Origin of the sequence: Rhodoplanes elegans, from assembly GCF_016653355.1 — a bacterium.
Taxonomy (GTDB): domain Bacteria; phylum Pseudomonadota; class Alphaproteobacteria; order Rhizobiales; family Xanthobacteraceae; genus Rhodoplanes; species Rhodoplanes elegans.
The window spans coordinates 44,694-65,001 of record NZ_NHSK01000061.1 but is presented as its reverse complement, the minus strand read 5'-3'; the positions used below and the strand labels follow the sequence as shown (position 1 = coordinate 65,001).

At 69.7% G+C, this 20,308-nt stretch carries 18 protein-coding genes; 10 read left to right on the top strand and 8 right to left on the bottom strand.

Features of this window, described 5'->3' with window-relative positions; all coding sequences use genetic code 11:
- The first annotated feature begins 151 nt into the window (after nt 1-151).
- A complete protein-coding gene (gene phaC / locus CCR97_RS05965) occupies nt 152-1,918 on the top strand; it encodes a class I poly(R)-hydroxyalkanoic acid synthase (protein ID WP_245429102.1) in 1,767 nt (588 codons plus the stop codon).
- Nucleotides 1,919-2,348: 430 nt separating this feature from the next.
- Entirely contained in the window at nt 2,349-3,038 is a 690-nt protein-coding gene (locus CCR97_RS05960; protein WP_111360752.1) for a CBS domain-containing protein, read from the top strand.
- A gap of 88 nt (nt 3,039-3,126) precedes the next feature.
- Here CCR97_RS05960 and CCR97_RS05955 read toward each other — a convergent pair whose 3' ends face one another.
- The 6 genes from CCR97_RS05955 to CCR97_RS05930 all read right to left on the bottom strand — a co-directional run bounded on the left by CCR97_RS05955 (nt 3,127) and on the right by CCR97_RS05930 (nt 8,805).
- On the bottom strand, nt 3,127-3,831 hold the full coding sequence (locus CCR97_RS05955) for an ABC transporter ATP-binding protein (protein WP_201159372.1): 705 nt from the start codon (nt 3,829-3,831) through the stop codon (nt 3,127-3,129).
- Nucleotides 3,831-4,556: an ABC transporter ATP-binding protein gene (locus CCR97_RS05950; RefSeq protein ID WP_111356892.1), complete on the bottom strand. Its 726-nt coding sequence runs from the start codon at nt 4,554-4,556 to the stop codon at nt 3,831-3,833. Before CCR97_RS05950 ends, CCR97_RS05955 begins: the two co-directional genes overlap by 1 nt.
- Nucleotides 4,553-5,554, bottom strand: coding sequence for a branched-chain amino acid ABC transporter permease (locus CCR97_RS05945; protein WP_111356893.1), 1,002 nt, complete (start codon nt 5,552-5,554; stop codon nt 4,553-4,555). The genes CCR97_RS05950 and CCR97_RS05945 overlap by 4 nt, the downstream gene beginning before the upstream one ends.
- The gene (locus CCR97_RS05940; protein ID WP_201159371.1) at nt 5,551-6,420 is read right to left on the bottom strand and encodes a branched-chain amino acid ABC transporter permease; all 870 of its coding nucleotides are present in this window, start codon (nt 6,418-6,420) and stop codon (nt 5,551-5,553) included. Before CCR97_RS05940 ends, CCR97_RS05945 begins: the two co-directional genes overlap by 4 nt.
- A 231-nt stretch (nt 6,421-6,651) precedes the next feature.
- Nucleotides 6,652-7,893, bottom strand: coding sequence for an ABC transporter substrate-binding protein (locus tag CCR97_RS05935; RefSeq protein ID WP_111356895.1), 1,242 nt, complete (start codon nt 7,891-7,893; stop codon nt 6,652-6,654).
- Nucleotides 7,894-8,031: 138 nt separating this feature from the next.
- Nucleotides 8,032-8,805: a Crp/Fnr family transcriptional regulator gene (locus tag CCR97_RS05930; protein WP_146618722.1), complete on the bottom strand. Its 774-nt coding sequence runs from the start codon at nt 8,803-8,805 to the stop codon at nt 8,032-8,034.
- Nucleotides 8,806-9,428: 623 nt separating this feature from the next.
- Here CCR97_RS05930 and CCR97_RS05925 point away from each other — a divergent pair.
- Entirely contained in the window at nt 9,429-9,908 is a 480-nt protein-coding gene (locus tag CCR97_RS05925) for a hypothetical protein (protein ID WP_244670291.1), read from the top strand.
- 243 nt (nt 9,909-10,151) lie between these two features.
- Nucleotides 10,152-10,451: a hypothetical protein gene (locus CCR97_RS05920; protein WP_146618723.1), complete on the top strand. Its 300-nt coding sequence runs from the start codon at nt 10,152-10,154 to the stop codon at nt 10,449-10,451.
- A gap of 228 nt (nt 10,452-10,679) precedes the next feature.
- Here the strand turns inward: CCR97_RS05920 and CCR97_RS05915 are convergent, their stop codons facing one another.
- Nucleotides 10,680-11,630 carry a DNA topoisomerase IB gene (locus tag CCR97_RS05915; RefSeq protein WP_244670290.1) on the bottom strand — a complete coding sequence of 317 codons (951 nt, stop codon included), beginning with the start codon at nt 11,628-11,630 and terminating at the stop codon, nt 10,680-10,682.
- A gap of 374 nt (nt 11,631-12,004) precedes the next feature.
- On the opposite strand from CCR97_RS05915, the gene CCR97_RS05910 reads away from it, so the two are divergent.
- From CCR97_RS05910 to CCR97_RS05895, 4 genes are all read left to right on the top strand, one after another.
- Nucleotides 12,005-12,583 carry an HPF/RaiA family ribosome-associated protein gene (locus CCR97_RS05910; RefSeq protein WP_111356900.1) on the top strand — a complete coding sequence of 193 codons (579 nt, stop codon included), beginning with the start codon at nt 12,005-12,007 and terminating at the stop codon, nt 12,581-12,583.
- Between the two features lie 125 nt (nt 12,584-12,708).
- Nucleotides 12,709-12,894 (top strand): hypothetical protein, encoded by a 186-nt coding sequence (locus CCR97_RS05905; protein ID WP_111356901.1) that lies wholly within the window; start codon nt 12,709-12,711, stop codon nt 12,892-12,894.
- A 392-nt stretch (nt 12,895-13,286) separates the two neighbouring features.
- Nucleotides 13,287-13,655, top strand: coding sequence for an ArsR/SmtB family transcription factor (locus tag CCR97_RS05900; RefSeq protein WP_111356902.1), 369 nt, complete (start codon nt 13,287-13,289; stop codon nt 13,653-13,655).
- A gap of 97 nt (nt 13,656-13,752) precedes the next feature.
- A complete protein-coding gene (locus CCR97_RS05895) occupies nt 13,753-14,655 on the top strand; it encodes a 3-hydroxyacyl-CoA dehydrogenase family protein (protein WP_111356903.1) in 903 nt (300 codons plus the stop codon).
- Nucleotides 14,656-14,659: 4 nt separating this feature from the next.
- Here CCR97_RS05895 and CCR97_RS05890 read toward each other — a convergent pair whose 3' ends face one another.
- Complete coding sequence (locus CCR97_RS05890; protein ID WP_170145794.1) at nt 14,660-15,469, bottom strand: GntR family transcriptional regulator; 810 nt, start codon at nt 15,467-15,469, stop codon at nt 14,660-14,662.
- A 461-nt stretch (nt 15,470-15,930) separates the two neighbouring features.
- Here CCR97_RS05890 and CCR97_RS05885 point away from each other — a divergent pair, with 461 nt between their 5' ends.
- Both CCR97_RS05885 and CCR97_RS05880 read left to right on the top strand, forming a co-directional pair.
- Nucleotides 15,931-19,476 carry an FAD-dependent oxidoreductase gene (locus CCR97_RS05885; RefSeq protein WP_111356905.1) on the top strand — a complete coding sequence of 1,182 codons (3,546 nt, stop codon included), beginning with the start codon at nt 15,931-15,933 and terminating at the stop codon, nt 19,474-19,476.
- Nucleotides 19,477-19,708: 232 nt separating this feature from the next.
- A complete protein-coding gene (locus CCR97_RS05880) occupies nt 19,709-20,191 on the top strand; it encodes an MgtC/SapB family protein (protein WP_111360465.1) in 483 nt (160 codons plus the stop codon).
- Nucleotides 20,192-20,308 lie beyond the last annotated feature (117 nt).

Here is a 20,308-nt window from a genome sequence, read left to right as displayed (position 1 = left end):
CCGGATCGAGACGCCCGCCGCGCCGACGCCCGCCGCCGCCCAAGCCACGCCCGGCGCAGAGGCGAAAGCCGAGCCGAAGCCGGAGCCGAAGGCCGAGAAGCCCAAGGCGAAGGCGAAGGCGCAGCCCGATGTCGGGCCGAGCACGGTCGACATCGAGAAGCTCGCCACCAACGTCGCCCGCATCATGGAGCAAGGCGGCCGGGCGATCGCCGCCTACATGAAGCCGCGCGAGGAAGGCAAGATCCACGACGAGCCGCCCCAGCAGGTGGTCGACATCGTCACCACGTTCGGCAAGGTGATGGAGTACTGGATGCGCGACGCGACGCGCACCATCGACCTGCAGACCTCGATCGGCCACGCCTATCTGGACCTGTGGGCGACGACGATGCGGCGGCTCGCCGGCGAGACCTCGCCGCCGATCGCGACACCCGATCCGCGCGACCGCCGCTTCTCCCATCCGGAGTGGACGACCAACACCTATTTCGACTTCCTCAAGCAGGCCTACCTGCTCACCAGCCGGGTCGCCAACCACATCGTCGAGGACGCCGAGGGGCTCGATCCGCTGACCCGCCGCAAGGCGGACTTCTACATGAAGCAGGTGCTCAACGCGATCTCGCCGTCGAACTTCGTCTTCACCAATCCCGAGCTCCTGCGGCTCACGCTGCGCTCCAACGCCGACAATCTCGTGCGCGGCATGACGATGCTGGCCGAGGACATCGAGGCCGGCCACGGCGAGCTGAAGATCCGGCAGTCCGACAACTCGCAGTTCGAGGTCGGCCGCAATCTCGCGATCACGCCCGGCAAGGTCGTGTATCAGAACGAGCTGATGCAGCTCATCCAGTACACGCCGACCACCGCGACGGTGCTGAAGACGCCGCTGCTGATCGTCCCACCGTGGATCAACAAGTACTACATTCTCGACCTCAACCCCGAGAAGTCGTTCATCAAGTACGCGGTCGACAACGGCGTGACGGTGTTCACCATCTCCTGGGTGAACCCGGACGAGCACCTCGCCCAGAAGACCTTCGCGGACTACATGCGCCAGGGTCCGCTGGAGGCGCTCGACGTGGTGCTGAAGATCACCGGCGCGCCCTCCGCCCACACGCTCGGCTACTGCGTCGGTGGCACCATGCTGTCGGTCGCGATGGCCTATCTGTCGGCGGCGAGCACGGCGGAGCGCATCCGCTCGGCCACCATGTTCACGGCCCAGGTCGACTTCGAGAAAGGCGGCGACCTCAAGCTGTTCACCTCGGACGAGACCCAGATCGAGGCGATCGAGCGCCAGATGTCGGAGCACGGCTATCTGGAAGGTGGGAAGATGTCGATGATCTTCAACTTCCTGCGCTCCAACGACCTGGTCTGGCCCTACATCATCTCCAACTACCTGAAGGGCGAGCAGCCGTTCCCGTTCGACCTTTTGTACTGGAACTCCGACTCGACCCGAATGCCGGCCGCCAACCACTCCTACTATCTGCGCAACTGCTACCTGGAGAACAATCTGAGCCAGGGCCGGATGGAGATCGACGGGGTCGCGCTCGACCTGAAGAAGATCCTGGTGCCGATCTACACGGTCGCGGCGCGCGAGGACCACATCGCGCCGGCCGAGTCGGTCTATATCGGCGCCAAGATGTTCGGCGGCGAGGTCGAGTTCGTGTGCGCCGGCTCCGGCCACATCGCCGGCATCATCAACCCGCCGGCCGGCAAGAAGTACCAGTACTGGACCGGCGAACGGCCGGCCGGCGACAATGTCGAGGCGTGGATCAAGCGGGCGACCGAGCACCCGGGCTCGTGGTGGCCGCACTGGATCGAATGGATCCGGCACTTCGACCCGACCGAGGTTCCGGCCCGCGTGCCCGGCGCGGCCGGGTTCCCGGCCATCGAGGACGCGCCCGGCACCTACGTGAAGGTGCGATCGTAAGGGTGGAGTCGTGACGGCAACGTCGTGATCGGGTGAGCACGGCGGCCGCGTGGCCGTCCGGCTCCGCTCTCAGCCTTGGGCGAGGACTCGTGTCCCGGGCGCGACGCGCCGCGAACCGGGACCCAGGGGCGATCAGACGAGGCGGTTCGCCGCGCCACTCGTCGTGGCGCCCGTCGTGCGGCCCCTGGGCCCCGGCTCTGCGGCGCATCGGGCCTGCGGCCCGACACGCCTTGTCCGGGCACACGACAGTGTGCGGCGCGACGCGATCCTTCCGCCCCCTCCTCCTCCCGCATCGACCCGAAAAGACTTGCGCCGCGTCAATGCGGGCCGCACCGGCCGGTCGATGCTTCGCGATGGCTTTCCCGGGCGGCCGGGACACGTCGCCCCGACCGGGTCGGGCAAGAAGCATGCACAAGAGGAGTCCGCCGTCATGAAGGCCTCCGACATCATGACAACCACGCTCGTCACCGTGACCCCGGACACGTCCGTCGCGGACGTCGCCGCGATCCTGCTGGAGAACCGGATCAGCGGCGTCCCGGTGGTCGATCCGGCCGGACGCCCGGTCGGCATCGTCAGCGAGGGCGACCTCGTGCGCCGGGCCGAGGCCGGCACCGGCCACGAGCGCTCGTGGTGGCTGAAGCTGCTGATGGGCCGCGAGGGGCTGGCGGCCGAGTTCGTCAAGGAGCACGCCCGCCGGGTCGCCGACGTGATGACGCGCGAGCTGGTCACCGCGACGCCCGACACCCCGGTCGCCGAGATCGCGAGCCTCCTGGAGCGTCATCGCATCAAGCGCGTGCCGATCGTGAAGGACGGCCGGCTGGTCGGCATCGTCAGCCGCGCCAATCTCCTGCACGCGCTCGCCACCTTGCGCCGGCAGACGCCGGCCAACCCGGTCACCGACGCGGAGCTGCGCACCGCCATCACGGCGCGGCTCGAGTCCGAGCCGTGGCTGTCGCCCAACCTGGTCAACGTGACGGTCACGGACGGCGTCGTCGACGCCTGGGGCGTGGTCGACTCGCTCGCCGAGAAGCAGGCGCTGCGGGTCGCCATCGAGGAGACCCCGGGCGTCCAGGCCGTCAACGACAACCTGGTGATCCGCCCGGTGGTTGCCGGCGTGTGAGCGGCGCGCGGCGACGCGCGGCCGGCGCCGTCTCGCCCGCTCCCCTCGCGGGAGCGGAGCGACGCGGGCCGCGCGTCGCCGCGCGGGATCACATGCCGAGATAGGCTTGCCGCACGCGGTCGTCGGCGAGCAGCTCCTCGCCGGTCCCGCACAGGGTGATGCGGCCGTTCTCGAGCACATAGGCGCGGTCGGCGAGCTTCAACGACAGCGCGACGTTCTGCTCGACCAGCACGCAGGTGAGGCCGGCCGCGTTGAGGTCGCGGATGGTGCGCAGCACCTCGTGGACGATCGCCGGCGCGAGGCCGAGCGAGGGCTCGTCGAACATCACGAGGTCGGGCTGACCCATCAGGCAGCGGCCGATCGCCAGCATCTGCTGCTCACCGCCCGAGAGCGTGCCGGCGGTCTGCTTCAAGCGCTCCTCGAGGATCGGGAACATCTGGAACACGCGGGCGAGCTCGGCGTCGCGCTTGGCGCGCGCCCGCGGCAGCAGCGCGCCCATGTCCAGGTTCTCGCCGACCGTCAGGGTCGGGAACACCTGGCGGCCCTCCGCCACCTGGCCGATGCCGAGATTGCAGACGCGGTGGCTCGGCAGGCCGGCGATCTCCTCGCCCCGATACGTGATGCTGCCGTGCCCCGGCCGGATCATTCCGGCGATGGTGCGGATCAGCGACGTCTTGCCGGCGCCGTTGGCGCCGACGATGGCGACGATGCTGCCCTCCGGCACCTCGAAGGAGACGCGGTCGAGCGCCTGGGCGTCGCCGTAGAACACGTCGAGATCGCGAACCTGGAGCATCAGATCGTCTCCTGGCCGAGATAGGACGTGATCACCTTCTCGTCGCGCACCACCTCCTCGGGCCGGCCGCGGGCGATCGGGGCGCCGTGGTGCAGCACCAGCATGTGGCCGGCGAGCGCCATCACGGCCCGCATCACGTGCTCGATGAGCAGGATGGTGACGCCCATGTCGCGGTTCACGCCGCGCAGGATGTCGACCATCCGGTCGGTCTCGGTCGGCCGCAGGCCGGCCATCACCTCGTCGAGCAGCAGGAGCTTCGGGTCGGTGGCGAGCGCCCGGGCGAGCTCCAGGCGCTTGCGGTCGGGCAGCGTCAGCGCCGAGGCGCGAAACTCGCGCTTCTCGAACAGGTCGAGGGTGGCGAGCACGTCGCGGGCATGGCGTCGCGCCACCGCCATGTCGGTGCGGTGGAGGAGCGCGCCGATCACCACGTTGTCCTCGACGGTCAGGGCCGGGAACGGACGCACGATCTGGAACGTGCGGGCGACGCCGAGGCGGCACACCGCGTCCGGCGTGCGGCCCGAGATGCGCTCGCCCTGGAACGTGATGGTGCCCTCGTTGGGCGGCAGCACGCCGGCGATCATGTTGAACAGCGTCGTCTTGCCGGCGCCGTTCGGGCCGATCACGGCGAAGATCTCGCCCGCCTGCACCTCGAACGAGACACGGTCGACCGCGATCAGGCCGCGGAACCGCTTGCCGACGTCGACGACGGAGAGGAGCGCGGTCACGAGCGGCGCCTCGCGAAGCCGAGCTTCTGCGACAGCCACGGCCACACGCCCGTCGGCACCAGATAGATGATCACCATCAGGATCAGGCCGAAGAAGATCGCCTTGGCGCCCGGCGCGTTGATGCCGGCCTTCTCGGTGACGGCGATCAGGATCTCGCCGAGCGGGGTGAGCACGAAGGCGCCGATCACCGGCCCGAACACCGTGCCGGTGCCGCCGACGATGGGCCCGAGGATCAGCTCGATCGAGCGGCTCATGTCGAACAGCTGCGCCGGGAACAGGCTGTTGTAGTAGAAGGCGTAGAACACGCCGCCGACCGCCGTCATCGAGGAGGAGATCAGCACCGCCTTCATCTTGGCGCGGAACACGTCGATGCCGAGGGCGCGCGCCGCCGTCTCGTCCTCGCGGATGGCGAGCCACTGGTAGCCGAGCCGCGAGCGGGCGAGCAGCGCCGTCAGCAGCACGGCGAGCACCGCCATCAGAAAGGCGAGGTAGTAGAAGAACACTTGGCCGCCGCGCAGATTCCACCACTCGCCGAGCCGGCTCTCCTCGTAGGGGATGAACAGGCCGCCGGCCCCGCCGACGAAGCCGATGTGGTCGAAGCCGATGCGGGTGAACTCGGCGAACGCGATGGTCAGGAGCGCGAAGTAGACGCCCTCGATGCCGAAACGGAAGCCGAGCCAGCCGATCGCCGCCCCGAACATCGCCGCGATCGCGACGGAGGGCACCACGCCGAGCCACGGCCCGATGCCGAAATTCACCCACAGCGCCGCCGAGATGTAGCCGCCGAGCCCGACATAGAGGGCGTGGCCGAGCGAGAGCTGGCCGGCGTAGCCCATCATCAGGTTCCAGGCCTGGCCCACATAGACGAAGTACAGGATCAGCGTCAGGACGGAGAGCAGATAACGGGTCGCCGCCACGGGGGCGAACAGCAGCACCAGGAAGGCGAGCGCGACCGCCACCTGCCCGCGCCTGTTCATGTCGCGCCACAGCGAGATCATGCCGGCTTCTTTCCGAGCAGGCCCTGCGGCCGCAGCACCAGCACGGCGACCAGGAGGGCGAAGGAGAACATGCTCTTCATCGACGGGGCGATGAGGAAGCCGGCGAGCGCCTCGGAGACGCCGATCAGCAGGCCCGCCACCAGGGCGCCGGCCATCGAGCCGAGACCGCCGATGATGACGATCGTGAAGGCCAGCAGCGTGTAGGCCGGGCCGAGGCTCGGCACCGCGTCGGAGATCATGATCATCAGGGCGCCGGCGGCGCCCACGCAGGCGAGCCCGATGCCGAACGTGATGGCGTAGAGCTTGCGCACGTCGAGCCCGATCACGGCGGCGCCGACCAGATTGTCGGCGCAGGCCCGGATCGCCGTGCCGGTGCGGGTGAAGCGGAAGAAGCCGAACAGCGCCGCGCAGACGGCGAGCGCCGCCACGGCCGCGTAGACCCGCACCTTGTCGATGAACAGCGGGCCGATCATGTAGCTGTCGAACGCATAGGGCAGATTGGCCGGCTGGGCATCCGGCCCGAACACGATCAGCACCGCGTTGACGAGCACGATCGCGAGGCCGACCAGCAGGATGAACTGCTCGTGGTCGGGCCGCCCGACGAAGGCGTTGATCAGCGTGCGCTGGAGCGCGAAGCCGATGACGAAGAAGGCGAGCGCGATCGGCACCATCGACAGCAGCGGGTCGACCCCGAAGGCGCGGAACAGCACGAAGGCCGCGTACATGGCGACCACGGCGAACTCGCCGTGCGCGAAGTTGACGAGCCGCACCACCCCGAAAATGACTGACAGGCCGAGCGCCATCAGGCCGTACAGAAGGCCCGTCAGGATTCCCTGGACGACGACGTTGAGCCAGATCGCGAGCATCGGATGGGTATCGACGTGAATGCACCTCCCCGGGCGGAGGCCGTCGGGCCGCCGCCCCGGACAGGTGCGGGAAAATTGTGACCGACGAGTTACCTCAGGTCGGCGACCCTGCGCAACCTCCGTTCCGGCAGGCCGGCTGCCCCCTGCCCGACGCCCGCCCCCGGGTCGTCCCCTTCAGGTCCGGCGTCGGGGCGCGAAGGCGGCGCGCGGCCACCGTCCCGCGGGCGGCGATCAGGAGCGGCCCTGCCAGGGCGGCATCGGCAGCACCGGGGCGGCGTCCGCCACGTCGGGCGGCAGCACCACGGTCGGGGTGCGCTTGCGGTTCTGCACCACCGAGGCCTGGATGTTGTTGTTCTGGCCCTTCTCGTCGAAGGCGATCGGGCCGCCCGTCATCACGTGCTCGGTGATCTTGGTCTCCTTGACGGCCTTCATCAGGGTCGGGCCGTCGGCCGTGCCGGCGCGCTTGAAGGCGTCGGCGGCGATCATGATCGCCTCGAACGTGAAGCCGGCGTTGAAGCAGTCGACCTCGAAGCGGTTGCTCGGATGGGCGCTCCTGTACGCGGCCGCGAGCGCCTGGGTCACCGGCGACTTGGTGTTGGCCCAGGGCAGATTGAAGATGTGGAAGTCGGCCAGCGGCCCGAGCGCCTGGTAGAACTCCTCGTCGTAGAGGCCGGGCGAGCCGGGCGAGATGATCGCCTTCGGCTCGAAGCGCTGGCGCACCATGTCACGCACCAGCTTGATGGCGTCCGACGAGCGGGTGGTGACGAGCACCAGCTCGGGCGCGACGGCGCGGATCTTCGTCACCTCGACGGCGAGGTCCTGCGCCTTCGGATCGTAGGCGATCGACTCGATCAGCGGGAACGGCATCTCGGCGGCCGGGAACAGCTTGTCCATGGCGGCCCGCTGGGCGGTGCCGAAGGTGTCGTTGGCATGCACGAAGACGGCGTTCTTGAACTGGACGTTGGTCGCCACCATCAGGTCCTTCACCAGCTTCAGCCCGTTGCCGACGAGCTGGGCGTTGGTGAGGAAGTTGCGCGCCAGGTACTGGTAGCCCTGCTCGGTGAGCTGCGGCACCGAGGCGATGTTGATGATCAGCGGCACCTTGCGCTGCTCGCACACCTGCGCCATCGCCAGCGTCGCGCCGGACTCGAAGGCGCCGACCACGGCCTGGGCGCCCTCGGCGATCGCCCGCTCGGTCTGGGTGCGCGCCACGTCGACATTGGACTCGAAGTCGACATTGATCAGCTCGACCGCGTAGCCGAGATCGGACAGGACCTTCGGCGCGACCACGGCGCCGCGATGGCAGGACTGCCCGGCGGCCGCGAACAGGCCCGAGCGCGGCAGCACCACGGCGACCTTGATGGTCTTCGCCTGGGCCCGCACGATCGCCGGCGCCGCCAGCACGGTCGCGCCGGCCGCCGCACCGGCCAGGACATCACGCCGGCTCGGCCGGCGACGGTCGTCGAAATGCATGGGCCACTCCTCCTGGGAATTATTTCCGCCCGTTGAGAATTGGCGCGGATCGTAGGGGGACGGCCCGGGGCGAGCAAGCGACTCTTCGGCGCGTCCGCAGAGTTCCGCATCACCCCCCTGCCCGCCCACCGACCCCGCTCAGGGGGCCGCCGAACGGCCCGACGGCAAGCGGAAATCGGCGATCGTCGCGAGCGCCACCGGGTCGATCAGGCGGATCGACGCCGCCTTGGTCTCGATCAGCCGCTCGCGCTTGAGTTGCTGCAGAGTGCGATTGACGTGCACGCCCGACAGGCCGAGCGCGTCCGCCATCACCTCCTGGGTCAGCGGCATCGGCACGAACGATCCGAGCGGAAAGCCGATCTCGTCGAGCCGGTGGCCGAGTTCGAGCAGCAGGTGGGCGACCCGCTCCTGGGCGGTCTGGCGGCCGAGCCGGACCACATGGTCGAGCAGCAACGCCTGCTGGCGGGCATGCGCCGCCGCCAGGGCGCGGACGAGGCCGGGGAAGCGGTCGGGCTCGCGTCCCATCTCCCACAGGCAGCCGGTCCCGGCGATCGACACGGTCGTCAGCGTGACGGCCGAGGTGGTGGCGAACGGCTCGGGACCGAGCGAATGGCCGAACAGGTCGCCCGGCAGCAGGAAGTCGAAGATCTGGCGGCGCCCGTCCGGCAGCAGGCGCAGCCGGCAGGCCCAGCCGGCGAGCAGCGCGCCCGGCTTGCGCAACGGCTCGCCCTCGACATAGAGCGCCGCCCCGGCCGGGACCTCGCCCGGCGCCGCGCAGGTCTGCCGGATCATCGAGCGCTCCTGATCCGACAGCACCGCATCCGACAGGCCGGCGAGCCGGGACAGCCGCCGCCAGAGCAGCTCGTGCGGCTTGCGATCGACGAAGCGCGGGTTGGCGGCGCCTGAGGCCATCTCGGTCTGCTTCACCCCTCGGCCACGACGGGAGCACCCCGCGATGGAACGAGGCGACGACGCGCCCGGTTCCGGGCTCGCCGGCTGCGCCACCGGCCGCACCGGCCGCGCCAGCGCCCGGCCGCACGCGGCCGTCGGAGGGACCGGGGCACGGCGGGGGTGCGGCGCGCGCCCGGCTCTCCCTTCCGGGACCGAGCAGAACACGGCGCGCAACCGATGCCCACCGTCCCGGCGTGGTGCTCACCATGTTGTGTCGGCGGGAAGACTGAACGAGGCGAGACCGAACCGTGTTTCTGCAGCGTCGGTTTCTTGAGAAGAACGTGCCGCGCGATCACGGACACGAGAGCGGCAACCCCGATAACATTGGCCCGCCAAGTAAAACTCGCCTTCATTAACCCAGAATAAGCCCGAGATATTTTTTTGCGCCGGGAACGTCGCTCGGGAACCCTGCTTTCGTTTGCAGGAGGGCTGATCCGGACGCTCCCGATCAGCCGACCGACAGCGCCGCGCGACGGCGCCATCGATGCGCATCCCGAACGGGGATCCGCATCCGGGTCCGTCGTGCTGGACCATGCGGGGCGACGCCGAGAGGCCGCCCCGTCAGCTCGAAAGGAGAGCCCCCGATGTGCGACTACAGCCTGCAACACGTCGCGACCCGTGCCGCGAAGGTCGGCGATACCCTGGTGACCACCAAGTTCAACAACTCGATCACGCGCGGGTTCTCCGAGGCGGGCGTGCCCAACGTGGCGGTCTGCATCCTTCCGGGCACCGAGCTCGCCTTCGACCATGACGTCGAGTGCGATCACGCCCTCGGCTTCTTCCCCGCCCGCAAGCTGCGCGAGCGGGTCGCCCGCTTCCGGCAGATCAACATGGACAACCCCTACGAGCACCATGACGCGCTCGAGTTCCCGAGCGGCCAGGTCGTCCTGCTGACCCGCCTGTGCGAGGGCCAGATCGCCACCGTGCTGCAGCTCCCGGCCGGCGTCACCGGGTCCGAGCAGGAGCACCACCACGACCATCCGGCGGCCACGGCCGCCCCGCCGACCGCGCCGTCGGCCGAGACGCCGACCACGCCGATCACGTCGGACCGCGCCGTGGTCTGACGCGCAGACGCCGAAGCACGTTTTACGAGACGGGGCGCCGGGATACACCGGACGCCCCGTCTTTGTTGCAACGCAAGCGAACCATCTCGGCCCTCCGACGTTTATCTCGGGAGCGTGCCGAATGCCCGGTTTTCAGTCCTTTCCTCCGTCTTCCCCTTCGACTTTCGATCAAGCGCCTCTGGCACAAGGTGGAAAAAAATTCGCGACTGCGAAAATGACTTTGCGCGTCTGCGAAACTGTGGTGTGCTGATGACCATTCCCAGCGCGGCGGCGAGCGAGCCCTCCATGTTCGTACGAGAGCATCAATTGCATGGACACGACGAGATCGTCCGCTTTCTGGAGACGATCAAGAAGAAGGGCCTCATTTCCGAGTATCTGGTGAGCTGGAACGGCCGCGACGGCCGGCTGACCCCGAAAGTGACGGTGTGGCGCCAGGACGGCACGCTGCCGGTCCATCGGGTAAAGGGGGCGATCGCCCGCAAGCTCTTCGGTCTGATTCCGGCCGAGCGCATCAACATCATCGCCGAGCATCCGCAGGTCTGATCACGACCCCTCGGTTCGGCTCGCCTTCGCGTCCGCGACGCTGCGACCGCGCGGAACCGCACCTCACACCGCCGACGCAGCAGAATCCCTTCAGGGTCGACGCGAGCCGCTCGACGAAGGTCGTACGCGCATTTCCGAATGTGAGAGCGACACGCGCGGCGGCCCGAGCAGGTCGCACCCACCGCGTTCGGCGCGCGACCCGCGCCGCGCGCGGCAGCGAGCGGTTCGTCAGCTCGCCATGCCGACCAGCACCTGGGCGACGATCTGCTCACGTCGCGCCGCCGTGCGGCACTGCTTCATGGTCGCCGAGAAGCCCTCCAGCACGCCGGTCTCGAAGGCCGTCACGACGGTCTCGTGGACGTAGCTCTTTCGGCAGATCGCCGGCGTGTTGGCGAGGCTGTCGGCGGCGGCACGGACCGCCTCCAGCACCTGCTTGCGGCGGCCGCGCGCGCTCGCGGCCGGCACCGTGCGGGCGAGCGTCTCCAGCACCATGGCAGAAGCGCAGAGCGTGCGGAAATCCTTCACCGAGATCTTCGCCCCCGCGACCTCCTGCAGGAACGCGTTGATGTCCTGACGGCGCACGATGTGGATCGCGTCGGCCGCGCCGCGATACTGGAACAGCCGGCGCCCCGGCAGCGTCAGAAGCGTGCGCAGCGCCGCGGCGAGACGCGCCGAGGTCACCGCCTTGCTCACCGCCTTGCCGCCCTTCGCCTTGAACGACAGCGCGACCGTGTCGCCCTCGATCCGGACATTGGACTTGAGGAGCGTCGCCGCCCCGCGCGTGCCGCGCTGCCTGGCATAGGCCTCGTCCCCGGCCCGGATCGCCGTGCAGGCGATCAGCTCGATCGCGCAGGCGAGCGCGAAGGCCCGGTTCGGCGTCTGCGCCGAAAGATGCCGGGTCACGGCGCGCCGCACCACCGGCAGACGTTGCACGAGACGCAGCAGCCGCTGCGCCTTGCGGCGCTCGCGCACCTTCACCCAGTCGGGATGGTAGCGGTACTGGGTCCGGCCCGCGTCGTCGCGCCCGATCGCCTGGATGTGGGCGCGCGGGTCGGCCGCGAAGCGCACGTCGGCGTAAGCGGGTGGCACGGCGAGCGAGGCGAACCGCGCGAGCGTCTCCGGATCGCGTACCGGCGTGCCGTCGGCGTCCACATAGGACCAGCCGCGACCCCGCTTCATCCGCCGAATCGACAACGACTCGGCCTCCACCAGCACGAGCCCGATCCGCCGGGTGAGACGGTCGGCACGCCGACCGCCCGGCCCGCAGGGCTTTCCGCCGGCGCACGGAGCCGGTTCAGCATCCCGACCGGGTGTCGGCGACGGCGCGGCGGAGGATTTCGGCATCGGGGATGACCTGGTTGTTGTTCTTAGCGAAAAATCAATTCCGGCCGATCCATGCTGGTTCCGGGCGACAATGCCCTCCCCGCCACGCTGCGCCCCACCCGACGGCGCGGCTCACCGCCGCGCATCCTGGAAATCCCGCGCAGGAATGCCTAGATTGAGGCATTGTGAATCGTCCCGCGCCTTCATCCTCACCGCTTGTCAGGTGACCAATGCAAGTTCCCGTCGACATCGCTTTCCACAACATCGACTCCTCGGACTGGGCGGAGACCATGATCCGCAACCGGGTCGCGGACCTCGAGCGTCTGTTCGAGCGGATCACGTCGTGCCGGGTCCGGGTCGATCAGCGTGCCAAGTCGAACGGCTCCTCGATCCCGCCCGTGGTGCGGATCGAGATCGGGATCCCGGGCCGCGCCGATCTGGTCGTCAGCCACGAGCCCGAGCATCTGCAGCGCAAGTATCAGCGGCCCGATCTGCAGAAGGCGATCAACGAGGCGTTCCGCATCGCCGAGCGCCAGCTCGTCGGCCTCAAGGAGCAGCGGCAGGGCAAGACCAAGGCGATCTACAGCGACATCCAGAACCAGAAGCTCGGGCAGGTCGCCGAGGTGCAGTCGGAGCAGGACTTCGGCTATCTCGTCACGTCGGAGGGCAGCCTGCTCTACTTCCACCGCAACAGCGTCCTGGCCGGCGACTTCGACGCGCTCGGACGCGGCGACGAACTTTACTACGTCGAGGGTGTTGGCGACACGGGTCCGGTCGCCACCAAGGTGCGGGTGAAGTCCGCCGAGTAGCCGGCGCAGGTCCTCGCACCGGCGGCAGGCCCCGGCGCGCGATCCCGTGCGCCGGTCGTCAGCCTCGGGCTTGGTCTCGAGACCGCGGTCTCGAGACCGGGCCCCTCCCCGTCGAGGACACCGCCGTGACCGAGAACATCCACCGTCCAGTCGAGAACGATCCTAAAACGGATCCCAAGACCCGCGACAAGAGTGGCCAGCAGGGCACCCACGAGCCGTGGAAGGAGCCGGGCCAGCGCTCGCAGCAGACCGGCCATCAGGACCAGGTCGCCCCGACCGGACGCCGACCGGCCGGCGGGACGAACGACTGAGCCGCCGACTGAAACCGGGCCTCCGCGGCCGGTGCGCCCATCGAAACGGCTTTTCGGCCGCGCGGTCGCACCCGCGTCGGCCGCGGGGTCGTGCATCACCGGGCCGCGCGGTGCTGCGCTGACAGACCTTCGATATCGTGATATTTGAAACAATGGCTGGGCCGCGAGAGCGGCGGCAGCCGGCGTCTCGGCCCGGGCTCGCGCACCACTGAGAACGACACCACTGAGAACGACACCTCCGCGAACGACACCGTCGCGACCGACACATTAGACCGTCGCGATATCGAACACTCGAAACCGAGCACTCGATACCGAACACCCGGTATCGAGCATCCAAGTCGAACGACGACCATCGAGACCGACACACAGGGCCACCCGAGACAGGACCACGCATGAACCTTCAGACCCCCGTCGCCCGCCGCACGCGGACGTCCTCCGCCGGCAGCGCGGTCGATCTCGGCACCATGCGGGCCAATGCCCGCGAGGCGAGCGAATTCCTGAAAGCCCTGTCGCACGAGGCCCGCCTGGTCATCCTCTGCATGCTGACCGAGGGCGAGAAGTCGGTCAGCGAGATCGAGCAGACCGTGAAGCTCCGCCAGCCGGCCGTGTCGCAGCAGCTCGCGCGACTGCGCGCCGACGACCTCGTCGAGACGCGCCGCGACGGCAAGAACGTCTACTACTCGCTGGCCCGTCCCGAGGTCCGCGAGATCATCGCGGCGCTCCACAGGTCGTTCTGCAAGCCGGCCCGTCGCGGTCGCTGATCCCGCTCCCGGTCGCGGCGTTGCCGCGCGTCGTGGCGGTCCGCCCGGGCCGGGCGGCCGCAGGTTCAGGCGAAGCGTTTCGAGACAGGAGCACGCGGTGACGCGCAAGACCATCGCGGTCGTGGGTGGCGGCCTGATGGGCCACGGCATCGCCTTCCTGTTCGCCGCCGCCGGCCATCCGGTGCGCATCTTCGAACCGACCGAGGCGGTGCGGGCGGGCCTGCCGGACCGGCTCGCCGGGCTCTGTGATCTGCTCGGGCGCGACCGCGCCGTCGTCGAAGCGATCGCGATTCACGACCGCCTGGCCCCGGCCGCCGTCGGCAGCGACGTGGTGTTCGAGGCGGCCCCCGAGAAGCTCGCGCTCAAGCGCGACCTGTTCGCCGAGCTCGAGGACCTCGTCGCGCCCGAGACGATCCTGGCGAGCAACTCCTCGGCGATCCCGAGCACCGAGATCGGTCGTCACCTGACCCATCGCGGCCGCGTCGTCGGCACCCATTTCTGGAACCCGCCGCATCTCGTCCCGCTGGTCGAGGTGATCCAGACCGAATGGACCACCGACGCGACGATCGCCGCGACCATGGATCTGCTGCGCGCCGCCGGGAAGGCGCCCGTGCATGTGCGGCGCGACATACCCGGCTTCATCGGCAACCGGCTCCAGCATGCGCTCAAGCGCGAGGCGATCGCCCTGCTCGCCGCCGGCGTCGCCGACGCCGCCACGATCGACACCGTCGTGAAGACCGGCTTCGGGGCGCGGCTCGCCGTGCTCGGGCCGCTCGAGCAATGCGACCTTGTCGGCCTCGACCTCACGCTCGACATCCAGGAGACGCTGGTCCCGCAGCTCGACCGCTCGGCCGAGCCGACCGACTTCCTCCGTGCCAAGGTGGCCGAAGGCAAGCTCGGAATGAAGACCGGCGAGGGCTTCCGCCGCTGGACGCGCGAGGAGGCCGACGCCGTGCGCGAGCGGCTGAACCGCACGCTCACGGCCCGGCGCGACGGCTAGAGTCTCACGCGGCCGGATCGTCGCGGCCGTTCCCCAGCGCACCGCCGCGGGTCGACCGGCGCGCGCCGTTGGTCGGGCGGGTCAGCGCCTCGTCGTCGTCCGCATCCGCGGTCGCGTCGAACGCCACCCCGGCTGCCGCCGACCGCTCGTCCTCGGTGATCGCGCCACCGGCGTCCAGCAGCTGCGCCCGCATCGTGCGGATGTGACGGCGGGCGGCCGCCTCGGCGGCGTCGGGATCGCGGGCCGCGATGGCGGCGACGACCGCCGCATGCTCCTCCGCGGCGCGCGCCTTGCGCGCATGATGGTCGGCCGGAATCGCCCGCACCATCCGGAACAGGTTGAGCGAGCCGCGCAGCATGGCCTGCAGGGCGGGATTGTGCGCCGCCTGCGCCAGCGCCTCGTGGAAGTCCACCAGCGCGAGGCCAGACTGCTCGTCGGTGCCGGCCGGAGCGGCGATGCAGGCCTCGAGCCGGGCGATGTCCTCGGACTCGGCCCGCTCGGCGGCGAGCCGCGCCGCCATCCCTTCCAGGGCCTCGCGGATCGCCAGCATGTCGGAGATGTCGCGCTCGTTCGGCGCCTTCACGGAGGCACCGCGACGCGGCTCGATCACCACCAGCCCGACCTGCTCCAGCCGCCGCAGCGCCTCGCGCACCGGCGAACGGCTGGTGCGGAATCGCTTGGCGATGTCGGGCTCCGACAGGCGTTGCCCACTCTTGAGCGCGCCCTGCACGATGAGGCGCTCGAGATGCATCTCGATCTGACGCGACAGCGACACCAGCGCCGGCACGTCGAAGGACAATTCTGAATCGGTCATGGCACGACCCGGCCTGGTCGACCGCCGCCACGAGGCTCGGCCCGGCGCATGCGAAGCATGGCCAGTCGCCGGCCTCGGCCGCGCGCGGTCTTTTCGGTACGACGCCCGGAAACAGTCTCGCTTTCGCCGACCACGTTTCGCCGACCACGATCTTGCCGACCAAAGTGGCGCATATGCACCCGGGCCCCCTGCAGACGCGTCCACGCCCGCTCGGCCCACGATAAAGACACCTAATTCCTCGCCTGCGCCATTAGTCCTATCACGGGGGTAGTAGAAAACCGTGGTGGAACCCAAAAACTCGTCCATCCGGGTAGGTTGGCGCGCCTGGAACCCGCCCGAACGGAGCGACGGGGCGCGATTCGGCCGATCCCGATTTGTGCTATAGGCGTCCTCGGCTCGAAAATGACCGCGCCGCATCGTGGCGGCGACGCAGTTGCGCAGACCAGGACAGCATCTCCGACATGACCTCGCCGATCGACACCGTCGTGCGTTCTCCGTCCCAGGCGTCCGGCGCCACGCGCGCCGATGCGACGCCCGTTCGCCTCGCCCACGGCCTCGCCTTCGCCGACCTCTACGACCGCGACGGCCTGGTGCGGCTCGACGCCGCTTTCGTCGCTTGGCTCGCGACGGCCGACCAGTCCCTGCACGATCGCCTGATGGTCGCCCGGGCGACGCCGGACGGCCTCGCGGCCAAGGACGAGTCCGAGCTGCTGATCGCGCTCGCCCCGCATGTCGAGGATTTCCTCGCCGACCTGTTCGGCATCGGCGCCGAGGTGCGCGCCCTGCAGGCCCGCCACCACGCGCTCGCCCCGCTCTACACCGTGAAGCGCCTGTTCGTGCAGCGCCGCGCCGCCAAGAAGTATGGCCCGGCCGCGGCCGCCGCCTTCGACGGCGACGCCCTCGCCGCGCAGGTGACGAAGGTGCTGGGCGGACCGCTCGACGAGCTCGCCTTCGCGACCTTCGTGGCGCCGATCTTCGAGACCGAGGCCGAGCACGCCGAGGTGCTGGACCTCTTCGCCCGCTACGCCGCCTGGGCGACCCACACGGCCGACGGCCAGCACCGCCATCACGGCGGCGTGCTGTTCAAGGCGCCCGGCAAGATCGACCCGATGCGGCTCGTCCCGATCGAGACCGAGGTGGTCGAGGGCGTGACGATGTTCAAGCTCTCCGACGACCACCGCCGCTTCCGCGAGGGCTTCGCCCTCACCGACTGCGGCACCGATCTGACCGGTGCGCTCGACCACGCCAACTACTGCATCTGGTGCCACAACCAGGGCAAGGATTCGTGCTCGCGCGGCCTCAAGGAGAAGGCCGGCGGCTTCCGCCGCAACGAGTTCGGGGTGCCGCTCGCCGGCTGCCCGCTCGAGGAGAAGATCTCCGAGATGAATCTCGTCAAGGCCGGCGGCCACACGGTCGGGGCGTTGGCGATCGTGACGATCGACAATCCGATGTGCGCGGCGACCGGCCACCGCATCTGCAACGACTGCATGAAGTCGTGCATCTATCAGAAGCAGGACCCGGTCGACATCCCGCAGGTCGAGACCCGCGCCCTGAAGGACGTGTTGGCGCTGCCGTGGGGCTTCGAGATCTACTCGCTCTTGACCCGCTGGAACCCGCTGAACCTGCGCCGCCCGCTGCCCAAGCCCGACACCGGCCGCAGCGTGCTGGTCGTCGGCCTCGGCCCGGCCGGCTTCACGCTGTCGCATCACCTGATGAACGACGGCCACGGCGTCGTCGCGGTCGACGGCCTCAAGATCGAGCCGCTCGACCCGTCGATCTCCGGCACCGAGATGTCGGGCGCGCGCGTGCCGTTCCGGCCGATCCGCGACCTCGCCGAACTGGAGGAGAATCTCGGCACCCGCGTGATGGCCGGCTTCGGCGGCGTCGCCGAGTACGGCATCACGGTGCGGTGGAACAAGAACTACCTCAAGCTGATCCGGCTGCTGCTGGAGCGCCGGGCGCAGTTCAAGATGTTCGGCGGCATCAGGTTCGGCGGAACGCTGACGATCGACGAGGCGTTCGGGCTCGGCTTCGATCACGTCGCGCTGTGCACGGGCGCCGGCAAGCCGACCGTCGTCGACATGAAGAACGGGCTCGCCACCGGCGTGCGTCAGGCCTCCGACTTCCTGATGGCGCTGCAGCTCACCGGCGCGGCGAAGCCGGACAGTATCGCCAACCTGCAGATCCGCCTGCCCGTCGTCGTCATCGGCGGCGGTCTGACCGCGATCGACACGGCGACCGAGGCGCTCGCCTATTACCCGCTGCAGGTCGAGAAGTTCCTGGTCCGCTACGAGGCGCTCGCGGCCGAGCGCAGCGAGGCGCAGGTGCGCGCCGCCTGGAGCGAGGCCGAGACGCTGATCGCCGACGAGTTCATCGACCACGCGCGACAGATCAGGGCGGAGCGCGAGGCCGCGGCCCGCGAGAACCGGTCGCCGCGGCTCGCCGCGCTGGTCAAGGGCTGGGGCGGTGTCACGGTCGCCTATCGCCGCCGCATGGTCGAGGCGCCGAGCTACACGCTCAATCACGAAGAGATCGCCAAAGCGATGGAGGAAGGCATCTGGTTCGCCGAGCGCCTCTCGCCGACCGAGGTGGTGCTCGACAATTACGGCCACGCGCGCGCGCTGAAGCTCGCCCGCCAGGGCGAGGTGCCGGGCGAGGCCGAGGTGACGCTGCCGGCCCGCACCATCGTGGTCGCGGCCGGCACCCAGCCCAACACGACGCTGGCCCGCGAGGACGCCGCCATGACGCTCGACGGCAAGTATTTTCGCGCCCGCGACGAGAGCGGCGCGACGGTCGCGCCGGAGCGGATCGCCAAGCCCTCCGTCACCCATGTGCTGACCGACATCCGGGCGGATGGGCGCGCCGTCAGCTTCTTCGGCGATCTCCATCCCTCTTTCGCCGGCAATGTCGTGAAGGCGATGGCCAGCGCCAAGCAGGGCTTCCCGGTCGTCGCCCGGCTGCTCGCGACGCTCGACACCGCGCCGCCGGACCGCACCGCGCTCTACCAGAAGCTCGACCGCGAACTGCGGGCCACCATTCACGCCGTCAACCGGCTCACCCCGACCATCGTCGAGGTGGTGGTGAAGGCGCCGGCGGCGGCGCGCGCCTTCGAGCCCGGCCAGTTCTACCGGCTGCAGAACTACGAGACCTTCGCGACCCGGGTCGACGGCACCGCGCTCGCCATGGAGGGCCTCGCCCTCACCGGCGCCTGGACGGACCGCGACGAAGGCCTGCTCGCGACCATCGTGCTGGAGATGGGCGGCTCGTCGGATCTGTGCGCCACGCTGCGGCCCGGCGAGCCCGTCATCCTGATGGGGCCGACCGGCGCACCGACCGAGATCGAGCCGGGCGAAACCGTGCTGCTGATCGGCGGCGGTCTCGGCAACGCCGTGCTGTTCTCGATCGGCGAGGCCGCGCGCGCCCGCGGCGGCAAGGTGCTCTACTTCGCCGGCTACAAGCAGATCCGCGACCGCTACAAGGTCGCCGAGATCGAGCGCGCCGCCGACGCGATCGTGTGGTGCTGCGACGAGGCGCCCGGCTTTTCGGCCGACCGGCCACAGGACAAGACCTTCGTCGGCAACATGGTGGCGGCGTTGGAGGCCTACGCGACCGGGGCGCTCGGCGATCAGCCGATCGACCTCGGCGACGTCGACCGCGTCGTCGCCATCGGCTCCGACGGCATGATGGCCGCGGTCGCGCGTGCCCGCCACGGCATGCTGGCCGCCCATCTCAAGCCCGGCCACAAGGCGATCGGCTCGATTAACTCGCCGATGCAGTGCATGATGAAGGAGATCTGCGCCCAGTGCCTGCAGGTCCACAAGGACCCGGCGACCGGCACCGAGACCGTCGTGTTCTCCTGCGCCAACCAGGACCAGGAGCTCGACCACGTCGACTTCGCCAATCTGAGGAGCCGCCTCTCCCAGAACGGCACCCAGGAGAAGCTCACCAAGCTGTGGATCGACCGCGCGCTACGCCAGCTCGATCTGCGCGGGCACACGGCGGGGTGAGCGAGTATTCATTACAAACGGTGCACTAAGCTGTCTTCCACACCCGCACAGCGCCGGTTCTCCCTCTCCCCGCGCGCGGGGAGAGGGTCGGGGTGAGGGGGCGCCTCGTGGATACGGAGACGCCCCCCTCACCCGGACTTCGCGCCTGCGGCGCGAAGTCCGACCTCGCCCCGCGCAGCGGGGAGAGGTGCAGAATGACCGCCCGCGCTTCTTGGCTGGATCGAGCGCGACCATGGACTGGACCGACATCGCCCTGCGCCTGACCGCGGCGACCGTGGTGGGGATGATCCTAGGGCTGAATCGCGACCTGCACGGCAAGCCGACCGGCATGCGCACGCTCGGCCTCGTCGGGCTCGGCGCCGCGCTCGCCGTGATGGCGGCGGTCGACCCGTCGATCCAGGAGCAGGACCGGCTCACCGACGTCAGCCGCGTCGTCCAGGGCATTCTCACCGGAATCGGGTTTCTGGGCGCCGGCGTGATCGTGCGCGGCTCGGGCGACGCGCGGGTGCGCGGCCTCACCACGGCGGCCTGCATCTGGGTGACGGCGAGCCTCGGCGCGACCTGCGCGGTCGCGGCCTGGACCGTGATCGCCATCGCCCTGCCCCTGTTGTTCTTCGTGCTGCTCGCCGGCGGCCCGATCGAGAAGTCGATCCGGGCGCGTTACGGGACCGGCAGGCCGGACGGCGACGCCTCGGGGCCTCCGTCGACGCCCTGACCCCGCCGAGCGCCGCGCGCGACGCCGCCCACCCGAACCGGCCGCCCACGCGAGACGGCCTGCGGTCACGTTGTCTTCCTTACGCGAAGCTCCGTAAGCGAAGCATCAACGATACGA

Coding starts and splice junctions, on each gene's coding strand:
- CCR97_RS05880 (WP_111360465.1), top strand. CDS start 19,709: ATGGACTGGACCGACATCGCCCTGCGCCTGACCGCGGCGACCGTGGTG.
- CCR97_RS05885 (WP_111356905.1), top strand. CDS start 15,931: ATGACCTCGCCGATCGACACCGTCGTGCGTTCTCCGTCCCAGGCGTCC.
- CCR97_RS05900 (WP_111356902.1), top strand. CDS start 13,287: ATGAACCTTCAGACCCCCGTCGCCCGCCGCACGCGGACGTCCTCCGCC.
- CCR97_RS05890 (WP_170145794.1), bottom strand. CDS start 15,469: ATGACCGATTCAGAATTGTCCTTCGACGTGCCGGCGCTGGTGTCGCTG.
- CCR97_RS05940 (WP_201159371.1), bottom strand. CDS start 6,420: ATGCTCGCGATCTGGCTCAACGTCGTCGTCCAGGGAATCCTGACGGGC.
- CCR97_RS05915 (WP_244670290.1), bottom strand. CDS start 11,630: ATGAAGCGGGGTCGCGGCTGGTCCTATGTGGACGCCGACGGCACGCCG.
- CCR97_RS05960 (WP_111360752.1), top strand. CDS start 2,349: ATGAAGGCCTCCGACATCATGACAACCACGCTCGTCACCGTGACCCCG.
- CCR97_RS05935 (WP_111356895.1), bottom strand. CDS start 7,893: ATGCATTTCGACGACCGTCGCCGGCCGAGCCGGCGTGATGTCCTGGCC.
- CCR97_RS05925 (WP_244670291.1), top strand. CDS start 9,429: ATGTGCGACTACAGCCTGCAACACGTCGCGACCCGTGCCGCGAAGGTC.
- CCR97_RS05930 (WP_146618722.1), bottom strand. CDS start 8,805: ATGGCCTCAGGCGCCGCCAACCCGCGCTTCGTCGATCGCAAGCCGCAC.
- CCR97_RS05955 (WP_201159372.1), bottom strand. CDS start 3,831: ATGCTCCAGGTTCGCGATCTCGACGTGTTCTACGGCGACGCCCAGGCG.
- CCR97_RS05945 (WP_111356893.1), bottom strand. CDS start 5,554: ATGATCTCGCTGTGGCGCGACATGAACAGGCGCGGGCAGGTGGCGGTC.
- CCR97_RS05910 (WP_111356900.1), top strand. CDS start 12,005: ATGCAAGTTCCCGTCGACATCGCTTTCCACAACATCGACTCCTCGGAC.